The organism is Prevotella micans F0438 (assembly GCF_000243035.1).
In the GTDB taxonomy this organism is placed as follows: domain Bacteria; phylum Bacteroidota; class Bacteroidia; order Bacteroidales; family Bacteroidaceae; genus Prevotella; species Prevotella micans.
The window spans coordinates 376220-397027 of the sequence record NZ_JH594521.1 but is presented as its reverse complement, the minus strand read 5'-3'; the positions used below and the strand labels follow the sequence as shown (position 1 = coordinate 397027).

Genomic DNA, 20808 nt, shown 5'->3' with positions numbered 1-20808 from the left:
GATGTTTATTCTTGAACATCTAATGAAAAGGCACGGTGTTGCGTTGTTCAACTCCGTGCCTTTTGTTATTTATTCGATGCCAAATCGATAGATAGTTTTCTGTGTATATTCTGTTTTCGGTTCCAGAACAACCGATGGGAAATAGGGGTGGTTCGGACTGTCTGGGAAATGTTGGCATTCAAAGCAGACGGCACTGCGACGGGGGAATGTTGCGCCGTGCTGACCGGTGTAACCATCGGCCCAGTTGTCGGTGTAGAATTGCATTCCCGGCTCGGTTGTGTAGACTTCCATTGTTCGTCCGCTATCGGGGTCTTTCAGTCGAGCAGCGAAAGCGAATTCGCCTTCTTCACGTTTGTTGAGCACGAAGCAATGGTCGTATCCTGCGCCGTGTTTTGTTTGTTCATTGTCGGAGTCGATATCCTGCCCGATTGCTTTGGGTGTTCTGAAATCCATGGGTGTATTTTCCACTTTGAGGATTTCGCCTGTCGGTATACCGGTTTCGTCGATTGGGATATAGAAATCGGCGTTTATCTGGCATATCTGGTTCTCGACTGTCGGTGTGGGATTAGCTATTCCGGCTAGCGAGAAGAATCCATGATGGGTGAGATTCAGGATTGTTTTCTTATTTGTTTTGGCTGAATATTTAATCACAAATTCATTTTCGTCGGTGAGCGTATAGGCCACCCACACTTCGAGCTCGCCGGTGAATCCTTCTTCGCCGTAGGGCGATGTGTATTTCAGCACCACGGCTTGCTGGTTCACCTGTGTGGCATCCCACACCTTTGCATTGAATCCTTTTGTTCCTCCGTGGAGCGCGTTGGGCCCGTTGTTTATTGCAATGTTATATTCCTTTCCGTTGAGTTGGAACCGTCCTTTTGCAATTCGATTACCGTATCGCCCGATGAGGGTCGACAGATAGGGTTCGGGCGATTTCATCAGGTTATCGATATTGTCGTGTCCCTGAATGATGTTTGCCATTTGTCCGTTTCTGTCGGGCATCATGATTGCCACGATTGCTCCACCATAGTTTGTGAGTGCAATTTCGGCTCCTTGTTTGTTTTTGAGGATGAACAAATCGGTTGTTCTACCATGAATGGTGGTCTGAAAATCTTTTCTTTTCAAACCACATAAATACTGCTTATCTTCGGTGTTCATCATATCGCTAATGTGTTTAGTTACTGATTTTTTTGATGCTTTGCAAAGGAAAGAAAAATATATGATATTCTTGAACGATTGCCCAAGTAGAGTTCTCCATCTGCCTCCGGTTATATTTCCACCGGAAAAAACTGTCCGTCCGAGTTGTTTCCTGTAGTTTTCGTGTCTCTTTTGTCTGCGCATCGACGCCACAAGATGCCACTAAGACACAGAACGATAGCTTTGCATCGAACAAATAAAAACAACAGAATTATATGGAAATAGCCACCATACAAAGCTGCACTTATCAGCATCCTGTAAGGCACGCAAAAGGATGCTATTAAACACCTGATATACAATTAATTACAAAAAGACTATATCAATGCCGAAAAAAGTACTATCGTTTTACCCAAAAAGTACTATCGTTTTCATCAAAAAGTACTATCGTTTTTGGCAAAAGGTACTATCGTTTTTGATGAAGGGTACTATCGCTTTAGATAAAAGGTAATATCACTTTAGATGAAAGGTGCTATCATTTTTGATGAAGAGTACTATCGCTTTATATGAAAGGTACTATCATTTTTGATGAAGAGTACTATCGTTTTTGATGAAGAGTGCTATTGTTTTCCGCAAAAGCTAATATCGGATAAAAATAAAAGTAGCATCTTGAGATAAAATGCGTTCGGTCGGGACGCGGATTATTATTTTATGCCAACTCGAGCGATAGCTCGCATGTAGGGACAGACCCCGTGTCTGTCCGACCCCCATCGCCCTCTCGGTTTACCGGCGGCATGACATATTTTCGGCATATAGGGGGCGGATATTTGTGCAGTCCTTGTCGGACGGGGGCGGCGGACAGACACGGGGTCTGTCCCTACATACGAGCTATCGCCCGAGTTGGCGCGGGGCGCGGGGCGAGGCGCTACGAACAAAACGCAAGTAGGAGGTAAATACTTCTATTAGCATTTACCTCCTACCAAAAATTTATTCGCCCTATCTGTGGGACGGGGATGGAATAAGTTTATTTCACCTTATCGACAATTGCTTTGAATGCTTCCGGATTATTCATTGCGAGGTCGGCAAGCACCTTACGATTAATCTCTATACCGGCCTTATGAAGAGCGCCCATAAGCTGGCTGTAGCTCATTTCGTAGAGACGAGCGGCAGCATTTATACGCTGAATCCACAATGCGCGGAATGTGCGTTTCTTGTTTCGGCGGTCGCGATAAGCATAGGTGAGACCTTTCTCGTAGGTATTCTTTGCTACTGTCCAGACATTCTTGCGGGCACCATAGTAACCCTTTGTCTTCTTGAGAATTCTTGTTCTCTTTGCTTTTGAAGCAACATGATTTACTGATCTTGGCATAGTTTTCTGTTCCTTTTAATGTTGTTCGACTAAAATTAGATTTAACGAAGATTCAGTAATTCGCGAACTTGCTTCACATTACTGCGATCAACAATCGTTTGATGAACGAGGTTTCTCTTCTGTTTCTTTGTCTTCTTAGTCAGAATGTGACTGTGGTAAGCGCGATGGCGTTTAATCTTACCCGAACCGGTGAGCTTGAATCTTTTCTTTGCTCCGGAATTTGTCTTCAACTTTGGCATTTTTCTTAAAAATTTAATTTGTTATTTATGTTCACCTGTGGCAACGTATATACCAGGACGTTACGCACAGTACCTCGCATTGAATAAACGAGGATTTATTCTTCTTCTTTGTCTATTTGAAGTTTGCTTAGCACATCGGCGCCGTTCTTCATATTAGCAAACAGTCCATTGTCTACGCTTTTTTCTACTTGTTCGGCTCTGGCGGCAATTTCGCGAGCTTCGTTTTGGGCTTCTTCTCGGTCGCGCCGTTGTTGACTCTTTTTGGTTACGCCGGCTTTCTTCGGCGTGAGATAGAGGAACATCTTTTTGCCTTCAAGCCTTGGCAGTTGTTCAACTTTCGCCAGTTCTTCCAAATCGTTGGCGAAACGAAGCAAAAGCACTTCGCCTTGTTCCTTGAATAGGATTGAACGTCCGCGAAAAAAAACATAAGCTCGCACTTTGTTTCCCTGACTAAGAAATTCCTGTGCATGCTTCAGTTTGAATTGATAATCGTGTTCGTCGGTCTGGGGGCCGAATCGGATTTCTTTTACTTCCTGCTTAACCTGCTTTTGTTTCATCTCTTTTTGATGTTTCTTTTGCTGGTAGAGGAATTTTGAGTAGTCGATGAGACGACAAACCGGTGGCTGTGCATTTGGAGATATTTCAACGAGGTCGACACCTTCTTTGTGTGCCATATCCATCGCTTTGCGCGTTGGCATAACCTCGGCCCCTTCTTCGGTCACCACTCGAACTTCCTTGACGTGAATTTGTTCATTCACGCGGTATTTCAACTTCATTTTGTCATTCTTCATTCAACTTGTTTTGATAGTCCTTTTTTATATTAAACGGCTGCAAAGATACTATTTACAAGTATATAGGCCAAACTTTTATTTCTGGGATTCTTAGTGGTTACAGGTGGCTGGAAAGAAGAAAATCAAGGCCAACATGCGTTCGGCAAAATTTTCACACACACTTTAGTCTTTAATCAACATTGATACAAAAAAATACGGTATTCAACATTGCCAGACTACACCGAAATAGCATGTGGCCTTGATGTTTGCAAAGATAATGTTTTTCTTTTTCCCATCAAATGGGTGACTGGTTTATGGCTGAGGGCCAAACGAGCTAACTTCCAATTGCATTTAGAATTGTTTTCGTTAGTTCTTCCTGGCTTATTCCCGAGTTCTGGGATGCCATTTTGATGGTTGCGCGTTGGAGCATTATCTTCCCTAGGGGCGAGTTGAGCATTTTGAGTTTGGGGTATTTTTCAACAAGTGCTTTCTTGGCTTCGGGATGTTTGCTGAAGATATCTTTCAGGCGTGTTTCGGGAGTGATGGTTAGAGGGGTGTCAGATTCATCTGATTCTGATTTGACTTCGGTGTTCTCTTGCTCGTTCTTTCCTGCCCAGGTGAGGAGGGTTTGCGAACCTTCGAACGAACGGATGTGGTTACATTCTTGCATCATTTCCAGTATGCCGCGGAATCGCCCATTTTTATCGCGAACGGCTATATATATAATGTATATGAACAGTCCTGGTTTGTTAATCCAGAATTCGGCCTTATCTTGCTCGCCATTACGGAATTTTTCGACGATTTCCTGAACTATGTGTACGCTTTTGCGTGGATGACAGTTGGTGACCTCTCGCCCGATGACATTCTTCGACCTTGGGAATATCCGATGGTTTGTGTCGGAATAGAATTTTACGAGTTCGTTTTCGTCGACGTATGATATGTCGACTGGCAAATGTTGGAATATAAGGTTAATCTGTTCGAGTGTGAGTTTGCCAGTTGTCACGTCGAGTTCTTGTTGTGGTCCGGCACCGTAGCCATATTTTGAGAGTAATTCTCGAAGTTCGTCGGCAAATCCATCCGGTGCTGCGTTTGTTTTCGGTTCGTTTGTTTTATGTTCAACGTCGAAGAAGGCGAAACCTATTTCCTGGTCGCCCGATTTCATATCTTCAAACTCGGCGGGCGAAATTAACGCTAGTGATGTTGGATAGAGAATTTGTTCTTCTTTTTGTATCAGGTCGCGTGCATATTCTACCAGTTCTTTTTGCAGTTTTATGAACGATTCTTCATCGTTCTTCTCGAGTAGCACGATGGATTCCTTGATTTGGTCGCGAATCATGTCGTCGAAATTCCACATTGTTGTTGTTGGTCGGTTGAATCCTTTCTTTTCCAGAAGCGGGTAAAGCTGATTCTGCTTGCGTGCATAGTGGATGGGGTATTGCCTGATGCGGTCGTAAAGTTCGAGCCATTGATTCTTGATTACTGGATATTGCACTAAATCTTCAACCGACTTGAGAAGTTGTTTCATCTCGTCGTTTTCTTTATAGTAGTGCATTATCGGATGGTCGTCCGGCAGGTCGGGCCGAGATGTATCCATGAATCCGTCGAGCAATTCGAGCAGTTTCGTAATATTTTCACGCATGCATTCGTCTTCCGATTCTTCTTTCAGATTTTGTTCGGCGTAGGCTATATGATATGGTTTCACAACGCCTACCTTTTCGGCAATTTCTTTTCTGGCATCATCGAGTGATAGCTGTCCGTTTCCATACTTTTCTTCTACTTCGAGTAGTGCTTTCATCTTCTCCATTTCTATTTTGGGAAGATATTCTTTCATTTTATTTTCCATATATCATTGTTTATTGATTTGGAAGCAAAGTTAATTTCGCCTCTGGGGGTGTCCGGATAACAATTGTGTCCGTGCGTAGTTAAAGAAAGTTATATACTCATTCGTTGCCTATTTTGTCTATTCTCATCAGATGTTTCAAGGCCGAAATCGAGCATTTGGGTATTTGCATCGGTGTAAGAACTGGAAATAATTTATTTCCGGGCGTTACATCTGATGTAACGACTGGAATAGTCTCTGCCGGGAGCTTACACTGCGTGCAAGTCGAAAAAATAGTCTCTGCCGGGAGCTTACACCGCGTGCAAGTCGAAAAAATAATCTCTGCCGGGAGCTTACACCGCGTGCAAGTCGAAAAAATAGTCTCTGCCGGGAGTTACACTGCGTGCAAGTCGAAAAAATAATCTCTGCCGGCATTTTTCACCGCGTGCAGTCCACGAAATAATTTATTCCGAGCGTTGTACTTCTTTCTTTTTCTCTACCAGAAATTAGTTCCGGGGAGATTAAAGGAAAGGCCAAAGAAGATGGGCAAACCAACCGCGGAACTTTTGCCAGGGTGTACGCCATGTGTTCCAGCTTTGTGGTGTAAGGAGGAAGCAGTCTTTTTTTGGTTCTCGAAAAGGGTGTCGAGTTCTTTTGTGATTTCTCTGTCTATGATGACGGCATTATTCTCCCTATCCCATCGCAGACTTCGGGCATTGAGATTGGCTGAGCCTACGGTGCAGAACCTACCGTCGACGAGAATTATTTTTGTGTGGTGAAAACCGGGTTTATACATCCACACGCGGCATCCGGCTTTCATGAATTTGTGAGCGTTGTAGAATCCGCAGTCGGGCGTGAGAGGAATGTCGCTCTTTACGCTTAGCATTATTTCTACTTTGACGCCTCGTTTTACGGCTCTTCGTAGGGCTCGCTTGAGTTTCGGCAGGAGGGTGAAATAGGGATTGATGATTTTAATACTGTCGTGGGCGTCGTTGATAGCGTTGAGGTAGAAATATCTAATTATGTCGTTCGAAGTTGCAGGCTCACGATTTATGATTCCTACCATTTCGTGGCCAGCCGACTGGCAGGTGTCGGGTTTAAGTCCGGTTATATAATCGGCGTTCGATATGCCACGATAATATTTCGCCCCGTGTATATTCTGTCCAGAAACCATATACCACATCCGTAGGAATATGGTTTGTAGCGTATTCACTTCATCGCCTTCAATTCGGCAGTGCATGTCGTGCCATGAACCAACGATGGGGGTTCCTTTTATGTAATAGTCGGCCACGTTCATTCCGCCAGTGTAAGCTATTTTTCCATCAATGATTACAATTTTTCTGTGGTCGCGGTTAAATATGTCGTGAATCCACGGAAAGCAAATGGGTTTGAATTCGTGGATTTCGATTCCTTTTGCTCTGATTGCCTGTATGTGTTTCCGACGCATGGGCTGATTGTTACTGGCATTGCCGAATCCGTCGAATATGGCTCTCACTTCTATGCCTTGTTCTGCTTTCCGGGCGAGATGCTCGATGAGTTCGTTATTTATAGAGTCGTTTCGGAAGTTGAAATATTCCAGATGTATGCTCGAGCGGGCCTGGTCGATGGCTTTGAATAGGTCGTCGAATTTCTCTTGTCCACTCATGAGTAGCGTCACGGAGTTGTTTTTCGTAAAGCGTACACCTTTCGAGCGGAGCTGATTCACGATTAAAGAATCGGCCTCGGATGCACCAATGGCCCGACTGATTAAAATGAGGAAAAAAAAGAGTAGGTGTTTTTTCATTTAAAGCATGCAACTGTAGTGGTCAACAATTCCGAGAAGACGCTTTTGTTGGTCGCAAACCAGAACAGTGTGTATTTTATGCTGTTGCATGATGCATTGAATCTCGGTTATCTTGGTGTCAGGCAAAACCGTCTTGGGCTCTTTCGTCATTATGTCGCTCACAATATGGTCGAAAAATCTAGCCTGCCATTTCTCCATTGCGCGACGTATGTCACCGTCGGTTATTAAACCCACTATCTTCCCATCTTCGAGCGACACTCCAAGCCCCAATTTTCCTTTGCTCACACTGATGATGGCTTTGCCGAGATGAGTGTTTTGCGAGATTATCGGCAGGTCGTCTGTTCGCATAACATCGCTTGCTGTTGTAAGGAGCCGTTTCCCGAGTTCGCCTCCAGGATGAAAATGTGCAAAATCCTGCGGCTTGAAATTTCGCACTCGCATCAGAGCAATTGCCAACGCATCGCCCATGACAAGCGCGGCAGTCGTGGAACTTGTGGGTGCGAGGTTAAGCGGACAAGCTTCTTTTTCAACCCGCACTTTTATGTGGATAGTTGAATACTTCGCCAGCAACGAAGCCGGATTGGCACTTATGCCGATGATGGGGATGTTCATGTGCAACACGATGGGAATGAACCGCAACAGCTCGTCAGTTTGTCCGGAATTCGAAAGTGCCAGCACCACATCCTCCTTACCGATAACACCAAGGTCACCGTGATAAGCGTCGAGCGGATTAACAAAAAAAGCCGGCGTACCGGTCGACGAGAGAGTTGCGGCAATCTTGGCCCCGATATGTCCGCTTTTGCCCACTCCGGTAACTATCACTTTCCCGTTACAGCGAAACATAAGCTCCACTGCACGGTCGAAATTATCATCAAGCTGGTCTATAAGTTTAAGGGTCGATTCGGTTTCTTCCTTAATGGCTTGAATGGCATATTGCCGCACCTCTGATAATCTTTCTGCGTTCATTCCTATAAAAGTTTTTCGATTAACGAACCCAGTTTACGAAGCTCGAGCATATTGGCGGCATCGCTCAATCCTTTATCGGGGTCGGGATGCACTTCAAAGAAAAATCCGGTTGCTCCGAATGCTTTCGCAGCTAGAGCCATAGCGGGTACGAACTTCCGGTCGCCCACCGTTTTACCGTCTCCTGCGCTGGGGCGTTGAACGCTGTGCGTACAATCCATAATAACGGTTGGCACAATTTCCTGCATGTCGGGAATATTCCTGAAGTCGACAACCAGGTTGTTATATCCGAAACAATTCCCTCGTTCGGTGAGCCACACCCCGCGTGCGCCACTTTCGAGGCATTTCTGAACAGGGAAGCGCATGTCGCGCCCACTCATGAATTGCGCTTTCTTGATGTTCACTATTCGTCCGGTTTTTGCAGCTGCCACAAGTAAATCAGTCTGTCTGCAAAGGAAAGCCGGAATCTGCAGAACATCTACAATCTCGCCTACCGGGCCAGCCTGCCAACTTTCGTGAATATCAGTTAGCAATCGTAAGTCGTATCGCAGTTTGATATCGTGCAGCATCACCAATCCCTGCTCCATTCCAGGTCCGCGAAAGGAGTTTAAGCTAGTACGATTTGCTTTGTCAAAGCTCGCTTTAAAAATGATGTCGATATTATGTTTTCTGTTTAGCCGTACAAGTTCTTCAGCCACGTTGTAGAGCAGCTCTCTGCTTTCTATTACGCAAGGCCCGGCTATGAAGACGGGATTATTTTTCATATTTCGATGGAACAAACGGACACCCCTTGTTACTTTTAATTTCTATGATTTAATCAAAAATTTGGTCGCAAAAATATATAGTATAAGGTGAATCCGAGAAAGATTAACCTTAGTTTACATAATAATATCGCTTTCTAGTTAAACTGTTTGGCTGTCTTTTTTCTTTAGTACTACATTTGCCACCGAAAAATCAGGGAGAGCAGTTTCTCCCTAAACAAAATGAGAGAGTGTTTTTAATTCAGTAATTAATTAATTTATCAGAGATGAAAAAGATTCTAATGACACTTGCTGTTGCATTCATTGCAATCGCAGCTAACGCACAAGTTTACGTAGGTGGAAACATCGGTATCGGTTCTTCCAAAATGGGAAACGCTGACAACGTAACAACCTACAAGTTTCTACCCGAAGTGGGCTACAACATTAACGAAGATTGGGCCGTGGGCACAACCATCGGATGGGGTAAAGGCGAAGGTCATGCTCCAACCGAGATTATGTCGGAAACCAACAACTACATGACGGTTGCTCCGTATGTTCGCTACACATTCGTGCACAACAAATACGTAAATGTGTTTGTTGACGGTGGTTTCGGATACTATCACATAAACCACGCCAAGAACGGCGCTGTTTCCTACAACAATTGGGAAGCTGGCATTCGTCCGGGCGTTGCAGTGAACCTCAGTCCGAAGCTCAGCTTCGATGCTCATGTAGGTTTTGCCGGTTGGAGTTCAACCAAAGCCGATGTTAGCGGTGCTAAGGCATCCAATGCATGGGGTGTAAATCTCGATGGAAACAACGTGACATTCGGCGTTTACTATAATTTCTAAATCAGGAATTTCTTTACTTCTTAAAAGAAGGTTCATAGAGAATTTGTTTTATTAGTGATTGAAGGTGTTCGAAAGGACACCTTCTTTTTTTGTACATACTCGTCCCAGTTCTCTACGCGAGTTCAGTTAAGAAAAACTCCCACTCAGGTAGGTAGAGACTCTTTATAACATTGGCTATTCTTGGGATATGTTTTGCAACCCATGCGCAAACATATTCCGGACGGGTAACCGACAGCAAAGGAGAGCCCCACTCGAATTTGTATCGGTGGTTCTGCGGTCGGCAAGTGCACACCGCCCGACTGCAAACTGTCGCCCTGACCACTCCCAAACTTATTTCGTCAACCCCCTTCGACACCGCGAACTAATGCTGAAAGCAAGTTTCAGTCTGTGATTCCCCCGGGGTGAACGGCGCACTTTATTATTTTTCTCTTACCAAACTAGTTGGGCGCCCCCCGAACGAAAAAAAACGTTCGTCGCCAAAGGGCGAAGCCACAAACAAGAGAAAAAATGCTCGTCGCCAAAGAGCGAAGCCACAAACAAGAAAAAAAACGCTCGTCGCCGAAGAGCGAAACCTCAAACAAGAAAAAAAATGCTCGTCGCCAAAGGGCGAAGACATGAACCAGGAAAAAAACGCTCGTCGCCAAAGGGCGAAGACATGAACCAGGAAAAAAATGCTCGTCGCCAAAGAGCGAAGCCACAAACAAGAAAAAAAATGCTCGTCGCCAAAGGGCGAAGACATGAACCAGGAAAAAGTTAGGATTATTGCTTATTGTCGCGAGCCACTTTGATTCTCGCACGGATGTTCTCAAGACGCTCAACGGCATGACGCCGGGCGTTGACAACCTGATAACGATAAACAATACAAGTCAACATAAAGTAGAATATCGTTTGGGCCCACAGCGCACGATATTCGGGCAGGATGTCGGCAAGAGTGCCGCCCATTGACGACAAACGAAGAAAGCCACGAATACCGAACGTAGACGGAATCAACCAACTAATGCCTTGCCAAACACCGGGAATGTTGCTCTGCGGCCAACTTATACCGGTGAGAAACAAGAAAGGAATCGAGGTAAATACAACAAGCAACATAACATTCTCGCGATAATGAACAACACACGAGATGGTCATACCAAAGAATATCACCGATAAAAGATAAGGAATCAACAAAGCTATGAGGTCGAGCGGCGTGGCCATCATCGTGAAGCCGAAAAAATGTGGAACGGCCAGCGTGAGATAGGCCGACATGATGCAATAGAGCATAAAATAGCAGAGCGATTTGCCAAGCACTATTCTGAAAATGCCGTTGTAATGCCTGCTGATAGGGACAAGGTCTTTGTAGCGGTTGTTTTCGCGCGCAGTACCGGCCGATAAGCCTATACCGAGCAGGAGAGTTTGTTGGAGAATAAGAATGAGCACACCCGGAAGAACTGCATTGCCATATCCGCCGGTGGCGTTGAAAATGGGGCGCTCCTCGTAAGCTAAAGGCTGGGTGTTGATTTGCTCTTCGCGCACGGTTATACCACCCGATTTATGTCGCTGAATGTCGGCCCCCATCTTGAACGACACGGCCAGCGAAGTTTGATAAATGGCCTTGTATGTAAGCATCAAGCTCATGTCGCAATAGATACTCACACTAGTCTGCTCGCCACGATGGAGCTGTTGTTGGAAGTTTTCGGGGAATACAATCACACCATGAACCTTTTGTCGACCCACGAGTTCGCGTGCCTCGTGGAGGTTGTTGCAATGATAGGCCACCTTGACGTCGGGCGACGCATCAACATCTCTTATAAACTCGCGCGATGCCTGCGAATGCGACATGTCGACAATCGCCACGGGCACGTCGCGCACCACTTCGTTGTTGTAAATCCACGAATATAACAGCGGATAAGCTAGCGGAACGAGGATGAAGAAGATGAGCACACCCTCGTCTTTAATGGTATTTTTGGTTTCGAGCCACCATATGTAGCACATGTCGTGCAGACCTTCGGATATGTACGAGAGTATGGATTTCAAATTCTTCATAAGTCAGGGAATGTAAACATATTCCAGCATGGCACGTTTGAGATTTCTCACCGTGAGCATGGGCGAAATAACAAAAGCCACGAGCGCAACAACGTTCCACCAGGCATCGACGAGCGGATAGTCGTTGAAAATGCAGATGCGATAAATCATGTAATAGTGACGCAAGGGAATGAGCTGCGCCACAGCTTCAATCATCGAGTCCATCGCGAAGAGCGGATAGGTTGCCCCGCAAGCCGAAAATCCAACAACAGCCCATAGCGAACAAATACTCATCGACATACGTAACGACGGAAGCAAGCCGAAAATGAATACTCCAAAACCTTGCGACGAAAGAACCGTGAGCAATGCCATTAGAATAAGACGCGTTGTTCCGCCGGGATGCGGAAAACCCAGATGACCGTAGATATACCATTCGAATCCCAAAAATATGCTCAGAAATATCATGAATTGCGGGAATAACTTTCCAGCTAACGCCACCATAATATTATTTCCCGAGAGACGCATCCACTCGTGAGCCCGTCCGAATTTTAATTCGGTACCGATGGAATAAGCCGTTATAAGGAGCATGAAAAGCACCAGAACACCGGGAATCATAATCGTGCTGAGATAAATATTGTAGTTCATCCATGGATTGCCAATCATGTGCAGATCTAGGACTATAGGCTGTAAAAAAGCTTTAATCTCGTGCTCGCTCTTACCGAGCATTTGAAGCTTAGCTACTCCGACAGTAGCCGAACCTAGAGTTGAAATAGTTTTGAGGTCTTTGAAAAGCATCGAACCGGCCATGAGTGTCACATTGCTGTAGTAGAACGAAATCTTCGGCTGCCGCTGCGCCAAGAGCTTGGCAGTAGTGCCTTTCGGAATATAGATAAAGGCGTGAATCTGACCGCGCTGAATGGCTTGCCGAGCGTCATTCACGCTAGTGAATCGGGCCACAATGTCGGTTTCCTGAAAAGCATCAAGCTGATGAACAAGTTTTCGGCTAACCAACGTGTTATCATTATCTACAACTCCACATGGCAGTTTTTGTGGCAGTCCTTCGCCCATCAGCGATGTGAAGAAGATGATTATTATTATCGGAAAAACAATCATGCAAAAAAGATAGATGGGCATGTGGGCTATATGTCCTATTTCGCGAGCAGCTATATCCAGAATGCGCCGCGGCCATGCTTGCAACTTCTTCCTCACCATCGATTATCGGTTTATTTCTTGATGATTAGCGACATACCCGGGCGCAAACCGTCGAGTTTAGTCACAGGACGGGCTTTGAGTTCAAAAGTCTTCAAGTCGTACTGTCCATTGGCTTTAGTGGCTTTCCATACGGCATAGGCACCTTCGTCCTTGAGCGACGTCACCTTCATTTCAATAGTTTTATTGAAGGCCGGTACAAACGCCTTGAATACAGCCCCCACCTTGAGTCCCTCAAGCTGGTCTTCACGGATGTTGAACGTACCCCAAACCTCATCGTTCATGGCGATGCTCATTATCGGACTGCCTAATCCTACCAGCTCGCCAACCTTTGGATAGATAGTCGAAACTTCGCCATCAGCCGTTGCCACCTGGACGGTTTCTTTCAGGAATGAGCGCACCACCTCCACGGCCGATCGAGCTGCTTTAGCTTGGTTTTTGGCGGCACGTTTAGCTTCATCACGCGCCCCGCTCTTGGCTAATTCCCATTGCGATTTGGCCACTTTCACAGCCGATTGCGTTGTTTCATAGGCAGCAAAAGCCTCATCACGCTTTTGTTCTGAAATCACTCCCTCTTCAAAGAGTCTATTCAATCGACCGTAGGTTTTCTGGGCAATATCGTTGGCCGATATGGCCTGCTGATAGATTTGATATGCACTTTCAATAGCTTCTTTCCTAGTAGGCGCTGCCGTTAAATCGCTTATCGCGTTGGTTGCACCGGCTGTAGCCACAGCTACTTTCTCTTGCGCATCTGCCTCGGGGATAGACAGCTTTGCAAGCGTATCGCCCTTATGCACATAATCACCCTCTTTCACAAGGATATCAGTTATGCGACCAGGGTATTTACAAGCAACCCGATATTCGTCGACCTCAACTTCGCCCTGGATAATCTCTTCTTTCCTGTCGAGCGTGAAGAACCCGATAACGGCCACGAGCACGATTACTGTAACAAAGCCCAGAATAGCCAAAAGAATATTTTTATGTTGTGATTTTGCTGACATAATTATTTTCGTTTTTTCTGTTATTATTCTTTATTCTCCCACACGGCCAAAAGCTTTCCGAAGTCCCACCTGGGCTGTACGAACAGCTATTTCAGCATCTATTATCGCTGTTTTGGCGGCCTGCCAGGCTGTTTGCGCAGCCATAACTTCAGTAACAGTCATTACGCCCTCTTTAAAACCTACGTTGGCGCAGCGCAGATTCTCTTCGGCCGCCACCATGTTCTTGTTGGCTGTTGATAGCTGCTTGTTGGCGTCGTTTAGGCGGAACCTGTTCTGCTCTATTTCCAAACCAATTTTTCCGCGAACGTCGGCCAGCTCCATCTCGGCAATGGATGTTGCGGCCTTTGCGGCGCGAATCTTATACTTATTCTCGCCCCACGTCCATATCGGCACCTGAACAACGATGCCCACATTCCATACGCCAGCGAATTTCTGTTCAAAACCGTTAAACATATTCGGATTCGACACTACATATCCACCCGTAAGAGCAATATGTGGCATATAGAGCGAACGAATCAGTCTAGTGTTGAGCCGACTGATCTCAATAGTGTTTCGAATCATCCTTATTTCAGGGCGTGAGCTGAGGGCACAGTCGGGCTGCATTGACGATGCATCATAAACTATGGCGAATTCATCCACCTCTTCATCAGCCAGTCTAACATTCCCGTCGGGCACTATTCCGCACAGTTCGCACAGCGCCATCTTGGCCAACGATACACCGTTTTGAAGTCTACTAATCTGCAAATCGGCCGTGTTCACCGCTACATCCACCTTCAGTCCGTCGGCGCGTGTTGCCACTCCCTCGCGAATCATTTTATGCACGTCGTCGTCGAGCTTCTGCATTAGGTCACGAAACTTGTTTGCCAGTACTTCTTTTTTCTTTAGCGACACGATGAGCCAATACGCATTGTCAACGGCAAAGAGCACGTTTTGTCGCTTCAGTTCGATATCGTTTTGCGCAATTTCCTCGCCGATGGCCGCAATATCGTTGGCCGTTTTAATGGCTCCGCCCATGTAAATAGGCTGCGTAACAAGCACGCTTCCCACGTAAACATTCTTAGTATTGGTGCGAAAAGCATCGCGCACCGTCTCACCGAAATTGTTCAACGCCTGGGTTATAGGGCCCGATATTCCGCCAATGGCCTGACCTATTTGTTGGGCCGTTGCCGCGCTTATCACGCCTTGCTGAACAAGGTTCGTAAGATTCTGCCCCACCTGATTGTTTATCTGCGAGAAGCTGTTTGTTCCGAGGTTCGAGAGTGATTTTTTTTGCTCGTTATTAAGCAACGAAATCTCTTTCGTGAAATGCTGATAGCCTGCCAGTGCATCTACCCTCGGCAGATATTTAGTTTTAGCGACCTGGTGTACGTTTGCAGCTACATCGGCTGTCATCAGCGATACTTTCAGCTGTTTATTATTTTCAAGTGCAAGCCTCCTACATTGTTCAAGCGACAATATTTGCTGTGCTTGCCCCCCTAGTACTAATGAGGTGAACAAAAAGATTATAGAAAGTTTTTTCATTAACTACGAGAATATTTTTAATCTATGAGACGCAAAGTTACTCATTTTCGATATTACTGTCAGATCACAATACATAGCTCTCTGTCTTTAATACGTATACACAAAATCTCACACCAGATTTAATATATGTTTTCTCGCAGAAAAGATTCTGCCATTAGATATTTCATTAGCTCAATAATAGGGCAAAATCATCTTGGTTCGTAAGTGAACTTAAAGGAATTGATTTGATGTATAATGAATCATACAAATGTGTATAATGAGTTATACAAATGTGTATAATGAGTTATACAAATGTGTATAATGAGTTATACAAGTGTGAATTGCTTCAAAATGTGTATCTATGCAGTAGTATAAACAACGTATTATAATTGGTCGTTTACAGCCTTGTGTTGTGAATTGCTTCAAAATGTGTATCTATGCAGTAGTATAAACAACGTATTATAATTGGTCGTTTACAGCCTTGTGTTGTGAATTGCTTCAAAATGTGTATCTATGCAGTAGTATAAACAACAAGAGGCTAGAGAGATCCGCTAGTAGACCAGTTGTGAATTGCTTCAAAATGTGTATCTATGCAGTAGTATAAACAACAGTAAATACTTCCCAAAGTGTGTTGGATAGTTGTGAATTGCTTCAAAATGTGTATCTATGCAGTAGTATAAACAACAAGAGGCTAGAGAGATCCGCTAGTAGACCAGTTGTGAATTGCTTCAAAATGTGTATCTATGCAGTAGTATAAACAACCTGTAAACAAAGGGCTCGTAAGGGTTCTCGTTGTGAATTGCTTCAAAATGTGTATCTATGCAGTAGTATAAACAACAGACCTATTTTGCTCTTCCGGAACGCCGAGTTGTGAATTGCTTCAAAATGTGTATCTATGCAGTAGTATAAACAACTTGCTCCTATGCCGAACTCGTTGGTATACGGTTGTGAATTGCTTCAAAATGTGTATCTATGCAGTAGTATAAACAACAAAGGCTCCAAAACATCACCGGCAGTCTTAGTTGTGAATTGCTTCAAAATGTGTATCTATGCAGTAGTATAAACAACGGCTCGCATTTGTCTTCTGCTCCGAAGTTTGTTGTGAATTGCTTCAAAATGTGTATCTATGCAGTAGTATAAACAACGAAAAAGAGGAAGCCCCTACCCCACCTAGGTTGTGAATTGCTTCAAAATGTGTATCTATGCAGTAGTATAAACAACTGAGCTTAAAGCGAAGAAGGAAGAGGAGAGTTGTGAATTGCTTCAAAATGTGTATCTATGCAGTAGTATAAACAACATATCATAATTTAACATATCCATAACACCTGTTGTGAATTGCTTCAAAATGTGTATCTATGCAGTAGTATAAACAACTGAGCTTAAAGCGAAGAAGGAAGAGGAGAGTTGTGAATTGCTTCAAAATGTGTATCTATGCAGTAGTATAAACAACAACAAACGCTTACCTCGAGCATTCAAACGAGTTGTGAATTGCTTCAAAATGTATATCTATGCAGTAGTATAAACAACAACAAACGCTTACCTCGAGCATTCAAACGAGTTGTGAATTGCTTCAAAATGTGTATCTATGCAGTAGTATAAACAACAAGCATGATAATGTGCACGTTTGGTCCGCGTTGTGAATTGCTTCAAAATGTGTATCTATGCAGTAGTATAAACAACTCAGTGCGTAAAACCTCTGGCAAACTAGAAGTTGTGAATTGCTTCAAAATGTGTATCTATGCAGTAGTATAAACAACATATCATAATTTAACATATCCATAACACCTGTTGTGAATTGCTTCAAAATGTGTATCTATGCAGTAGTATAAACAACAATCTGCAAAATTCGCTCGAGGAGGCCTCGGTTGTGAATTGCTTCAAAATGTGTATCTATGCAGTAGTATAAACAACTATTCTGTATATACGTCTGCTCACGCTTTAGTTGTGAATTGCTTCAAAATGTGTATCTATGCAGTAGTATAAACAACCATGGAGTTATTATGTGTTTATATTCTGTTGTTGTGAATTGCTTCAAAATGTGTATCTATGCAGTAGTATAAACAACCGTTAGCATCATTAAGACGAGCTTGAGAATGTTGTGAATTGCTTCAAAATGTGTATCTATGCAGTAGTATAAACAACCGTTGACAATACTGTAGTCGACATTACCATGTTGTGAATTGCTTCAAAATGTGTATCTATGCAGTAGTATAAACAACCAGTTACAAAAGTAGCTACAGAATTTGAAGTTGTGAATTGCTTCAAAATGTGTATCTATGCAGTAGTATAAACAACCTACACGCTCAACAGTATAACGAAAATCTTGTTGTGAATTGCTTCAAAATGTGTATCTATGCAGTAGTATAAACAACTAATTTTGAATGAATTAGAAATGGGATTAGGTTGTGAATTGCTTCAAAATGTGTATCTATGCAGTAGTATAAACAACAAAGGCTTCAAAACCTCACCGGCTGTTTTAGTTGTGAATTGCTTCAAAATGTGTATCTATGCAGTAGTATAAACAACCGTATATTCTCTGCTCCTGCTGGAGCTTTGGTTGTGAATTGCTTCAAAATGTGTATCTATGCAGTAGTATAAACAACATCAGGATCGAGTTTAACTCGTCCATAAGAGTTGTGAATTGCTTCAAAATGTGTATCTATGCAGTAGTATAAACAACGGGGGTGACGCCCATCAAAACCGCAACCGTGTTGTGAATTGCTTCAAAATGTGTATCTATGCAGTAGTATAAACAACTTACTATTGTCAGCCTGGAAGCCGTAAAAAGTTGTGAATTGCTTCAAAATGTGTATCTATGCAGTAGTATAAACAACCCTTCTATTAATTATGATACGCGTGTTTATGTTGTGAATTGCTTCAAAATGTGTATCTATGCAGTAGTATAAACAACTCGTTTTCCGTAGGCCGGAGGCGCTTCAGGTTGTGAATTGCTTCAAAATGTGTATCTATGCAGTAGTATAAACAACAGCAATCGCAGCGACAGCACCTATAATCGCGTTGTGAATTGCTTCAAAATGTGTATCTATGCAGTAGTATAAACAACATTCTGATACTCAATGTCCCGTATTTGTTGTTGTGAATTGCTTCAAAATGTGTATCTATGCAGTAGTATAAACAACATAGAGCAACTTAATAATATTAATTCTAAAGTTGTGAATTGCTTCAAAATGTGTATCTATGCAGTAGTATAAACAACTGAAGGATAGTATTTCTCTGATTATCAAATTAATAGATGTTGTTTGTGCAAAATAAAGACTGTAATGGAAAGGGTCCTATCTGAAAGATTAGGACCCTTTTTTATACATAGAATATTTTCAGCTAGCATTCCATAACTTGATAAGACTATCATTTAGATGTTTCATGGATATATTGCTCGCATCCAGCAATCATGCGACTAATTTGGGACAGCCGCGAACGGATACTTAGATGAGCCGACGTCTCTCGGTTGGAGAGAAGAGAGGTTAGGTGAATTTGCGCAAGAATATAATTATCGCGCGCTGCCTGCCAATGCTCGAGAAACATGTGGGCCAGTCCAAGACGATAGAATGTTTCGCCCTTCTCACTTTCGTAGCAAACTTCGAGCACGCGCTCGTAATAGGTGATGGCCTGCTCATAGTTTTTCAGTTGGAAATGACTCTCACCAGCCGCGAAATAATAAACCGAACGCTCGTGGGGCGCCATACCTTCAAGCTGAGGAATGGCGGAATCTAGATACTCGACTGCCTGTTTGTAATTCCACTCGTGATAATGGCAAATACCTATGTAGGCCTTGAAACGCGGGTTGAGCTTATGGCGGACGTCGAGTTCCTGAAAGATAAGCAGCGATTCGTGGAATTTTCCCGACGTAAAATATTCCAACGCCATTCCAAGCTGTTCGGAATCGTTTTTTTGCGCACGAATATTCGAAGCAAATAACGCAATGAAGAGAATAAGAAAAGTTTTGAAGAGTTTCATTCCCAAATGATTTGTCGAATTTGTCGGTTGCCCATCGAAATGAGGTCGATGTCGATTATAACTGTTCCAAGACTGTGGTTTTCGTGTGAATCGTCTAGTTCGTGCTCAATAGCTTTGAATCGGGCGATGAGTTCGCTTTCCGAAAAATTGGAGTCGAAAACTGCAATACAATTCAGGAACCTATCAGATTCAATCCCAACTGCTTCCGTCCAAACCGACTCGGAAAAACGTATATCCGGAAATATCTCGGTAAGCATACGACGTGCTACATCGATATTATTTTTCTGATTGATATTGGAACCTAAAGTAATCTTGATATCCATGTCTGCAAAGGTATTTCAACGCTTTGGGGTTTTGTAGTTTTTAAGAATATATGTTTTGGACAGGTTCTCAAACCGCGTAATTTTGCATCCATTACATTCTATAACATATTAATGAAACGATTTTTTCTTTCCTGGCTCACTTTCAGCCTAACATTATTACCGACCATTGCCGGTCCAGGACCGAAATGGAACCAAACCTTTCAAAACTATTTCGACAAATACAAAGACATCGCCATTGCCGAGATGCTCAAATACGGCATTCCAGCCAGCATAACCCTTGCACAAGCTGTACTGGAGAGTGCTGCCGGACAAAGCGAACTGTCGCAGAAAGGGAATAATCATTTCGGAATCAAATGTCATGGGTGGGACGGGCGAACCGTCTATCACGATGACGACTTCCGCGGCGAATGCTTCCGAGCCTACGATTCGGTCATCGAAAGCTATGAAGACCACTCAAGATTTCTACGTAATCGCCCACGATATAATTCGCTGTTCAGCTTAGCCACAACCGACTATCGTGGATGGGCACACGGACTCAAACGCGCCGGATATGCAACTAATCCGGCATATGCCCAACGGCTAATCGATATCATCGAACTATATAAACTATATCAATATGACATCATGACAGGCACCTCGCGCCCGATAGACCTAAGCCAAGCGCAAAATAAAAAAATAGGGACAACGCCTCGTATGGACCGCTCACAAATGGTTGGGCCGGCGCATACCATTAGACGATACAACGAAAATTATTATATAGTTGCACGTGCTGGCGACACTTTTGAAACAATCGGAAAAGAAGTCGGTGTGAGCTATCGAAAGTTAGCGCAATATAACGAGCGCGACCGTAACGATATTCTGAGCGAAGGTGAATTCATATGGCTGAAAAAGAAACAACACCAGGCACCGCAAGACCGAAGCAGATTCCACCGTGTGCAAAACGCCGAAAGTCTATACGACATCTCGCAATCCTACGGTATCCAGCTCCGCTATCTAATTGCAATGAATCGCGACCTCGCGGCTCGCGGCGTAAAAGTGGGCGACCAGGTGCGACTCTATTAGTATCCTATCAATAATCATAAAAATAACCTTTCCTTTTATTGGCAACCTCGCCGTGGCAGCTAATGTTGCGGCGAG

15 protein-coding genes, 1 pseudogene and 1 CRISPR repeat array are annotated in these 20808 nt (G+C 43.9%); of the genes and pseudogenes, 2 read left to right on the top strand and 14 right to left on the bottom strand.

Annotated features, from left to right (window positions below; translation table 11 throughout):
* Nucleotides 1-69: 69 nt before the first annotated feature.
* From HMPREF9140_RS01520 to kdsA, 8 genes and pseudogenes are all read right to left on the bottom strand, one after another.
* Nucleotides 70-1158, bottom strand: coding sequence for an aldose epimerase family protein (locus HMPREF9140_RS01520; protein ID WP_006951270.1), 1089 nt, complete (start codon nt 1156-1158; stop codon nt 70-72).
* A gap of 997 nt (nt 1159-2155) precedes the next feature.
* Complete coding sequence (gene rplT / locus HMPREF9140_RS01515; RefSeq protein WP_006951268.1) at nt 2156-2500, bottom strand: 50S ribosomal protein L20; 345 nt, start codon at nt 2498-2500, stop codon at nt 2156-2158.
* 41 nt (nt 2501-2541) lie between these two features.
* Nucleotides 2542-2739, bottom strand: a complete 198-nt coding sequence (gene rpmI / locus HMPREF9140_RS01510; protein WP_006951267.1) for a 50S ribosomal protein L35 — start codon at nt 2737-2739, stop codon at nt 2542-2544.
* Between the two features lie 95 nt (nt 2740-2834).
* The gene (infC, locus tag HMPREF9140_RS01505; protein WP_006951266.1) at nt 2835-3530 is read right to left on the bottom strand and encodes a translation initiation factor IF-3; all 696 of its coding nucleotides are present in this window, start codon (nt 3528-3530) and stop codon (nt 2835-2837) included.
* A gap of 313 nt (nt 3531-3843) precedes the next feature.
* Nucleotides 3844-5352, bottom strand: coding sequence for a PAS domain-containing protein (locus HMPREF9140_RS01500; protein WP_006951265.1), 1509 nt, complete (start codon nt 5350-5352; stop codon nt 3844-3846).
* 497 nt (nt 5353-5849) lie between these two features.
* Nucleotides 5850-7111 (bottom strand): annotated as a pseudogene (locus HMPREF9140_RS01495) (phospholipase D-like domain-containing protein).
* On the bottom strand, nt 7112-8077 hold the full coding sequence (locus HMPREF9140_RS01490; RefSeq protein ID WP_006951263.1) for a KpsF/GutQ family sugar-phosphate isomerase: 966 nt from the start codon (nt 8075-8077) through the stop codon (nt 7112-7114).
* A 2-nt stretch (nt 8078-8079) separates the two neighbouring features.
* Nucleotides 8080-8838 carry a 3-deoxy-8-phosphooctulonate synthase gene (gene kdsA / locus HMPREF9140_RS01485; protein ID WP_006951262.1) on the bottom strand — a complete coding sequence of 253 codons (759 nt, stop codon included), beginning with the start codon at nt 8836-8838 and terminating at the stop codon, nt 8080-8082.
* A gap of 263 nt (nt 8839-9101) precedes the next feature.
* Here kdsA and HMPREF9140_RS01480 point away from each other — a divergent pair, with 263 nt between their 5' ends.
* Nucleotides 9102-9662 carry an outer membrane beta-barrel protein gene (locus HMPREF9140_RS01480; RefSeq protein WP_018571997.1) on the top strand — a complete coding sequence of 187 codons (561 nt, stop codon included), beginning with the start codon at nt 9102-9104 and terminating at the stop codon, nt 9660-9662.
* A gap of 759 nt (nt 9663-10421) precedes the next feature.
* On the opposite strand, the gene HMPREF9140_RS01470 is transcribed toward HMPREF9140_RS01480, so the two are convergent.
* The 6 genes from HMPREF9140_RS01470 to HMPREF9140_RS01445 form a co-directional block, all read right to left on the bottom strand.
* A complete protein-coding gene (locus HMPREF9140_RS01470) occupies nt 10422-11684 on the bottom strand; it encodes an ABC transporter permease (RefSeq protein WP_006951260.1) in 1263 nt (420 codons plus the stop codon).
* Between the two features lie 3 nt (nt 11685-11687).
* Nucleotides 11688-12875 carry an ABC transporter permease gene (locus HMPREF9140_RS01465; protein ID WP_006951259.1) on the bottom strand — a complete coding sequence of 396 codons (1188 nt, stop codon included), beginning with the start codon at nt 12873-12875 and terminating at the stop codon, nt 11688-11690.
* A gap of 11 nt (nt 12876-12886) precedes the next feature.
* Nucleotides 12887-13873, bottom strand: a complete 987-nt coding sequence (locus tag HMPREF9140_RS01460; RefSeq protein ID WP_006951258.1) for an HlyD family secretion protein — start codon at nt 13871-13873, stop codon at nt 12887-12889.
* A gap of 30 nt (nt 13874-13903) precedes the next feature.
* Nucleotides 13904-15394 carry a TolC family protein gene (locus HMPREF9140_RS01455; protein ID WP_006951257.1) on the bottom strand — a complete coding sequence of 497 codons (1491 nt, stop codon included), beginning with the start codon at nt 15392-15394 and terminating at the stop codon, nt 13904-13906.
* A gap of 312 nt (nt 15395-15706) precedes the next feature.
* Nucleotides 15707-18590: direct repeats of the CRISPR family, unit length 47 nt; unit sequence GTTGTGAATTGCTTCAAAATGTGTATCTATGCAGTAGTATAAACAAC.
* A 149-nt stretch (nt 18591-18739) separates the two neighbouring features.
* Nucleotides 18740-19348 carry a tetratricopeptide repeat protein gene (locus HMPREF9140_RS01450; RefSeq protein ID WP_006951255.1) on the bottom strand — a complete coding sequence of 203 codons (609 nt, stop codon included), beginning with the start codon at nt 19346-19348 and terminating at the stop codon, nt 18740-18742.
* A complete protein-coding gene (locus HMPREF9140_RS01445) occupies nt 19345-19671 on the bottom strand; it encodes a 2-amino-4-hydroxy-6-hydroxymethyldihydropteridine diphosphokinase (protein WP_006951254.1) in 327 nt (108 codons plus the stop codon). The genes HMPREF9140_RS01450 and HMPREF9140_RS01445 overlap by 4 nt, the downstream gene beginning before the upstream one ends.
* Before the next feature lie 111 nt (nt 19672-19782).
* Between HMPREF9140_RS01445 and HMPREF9140_RS01440 the strand changes: the two genes are divergently transcribed.
* Nucleotides 19783-20733 (top strand): glucosaminidase domain-containing protein, encoded by a 951-nt coding sequence (locus HMPREF9140_RS01440; RefSeq protein WP_006951253.1) that lies wholly within the window; start codon nt 19783-19785, stop codon nt 20731-20733.
* Nucleotides 20734-20808: the final 75 nt, after the last annotated feature.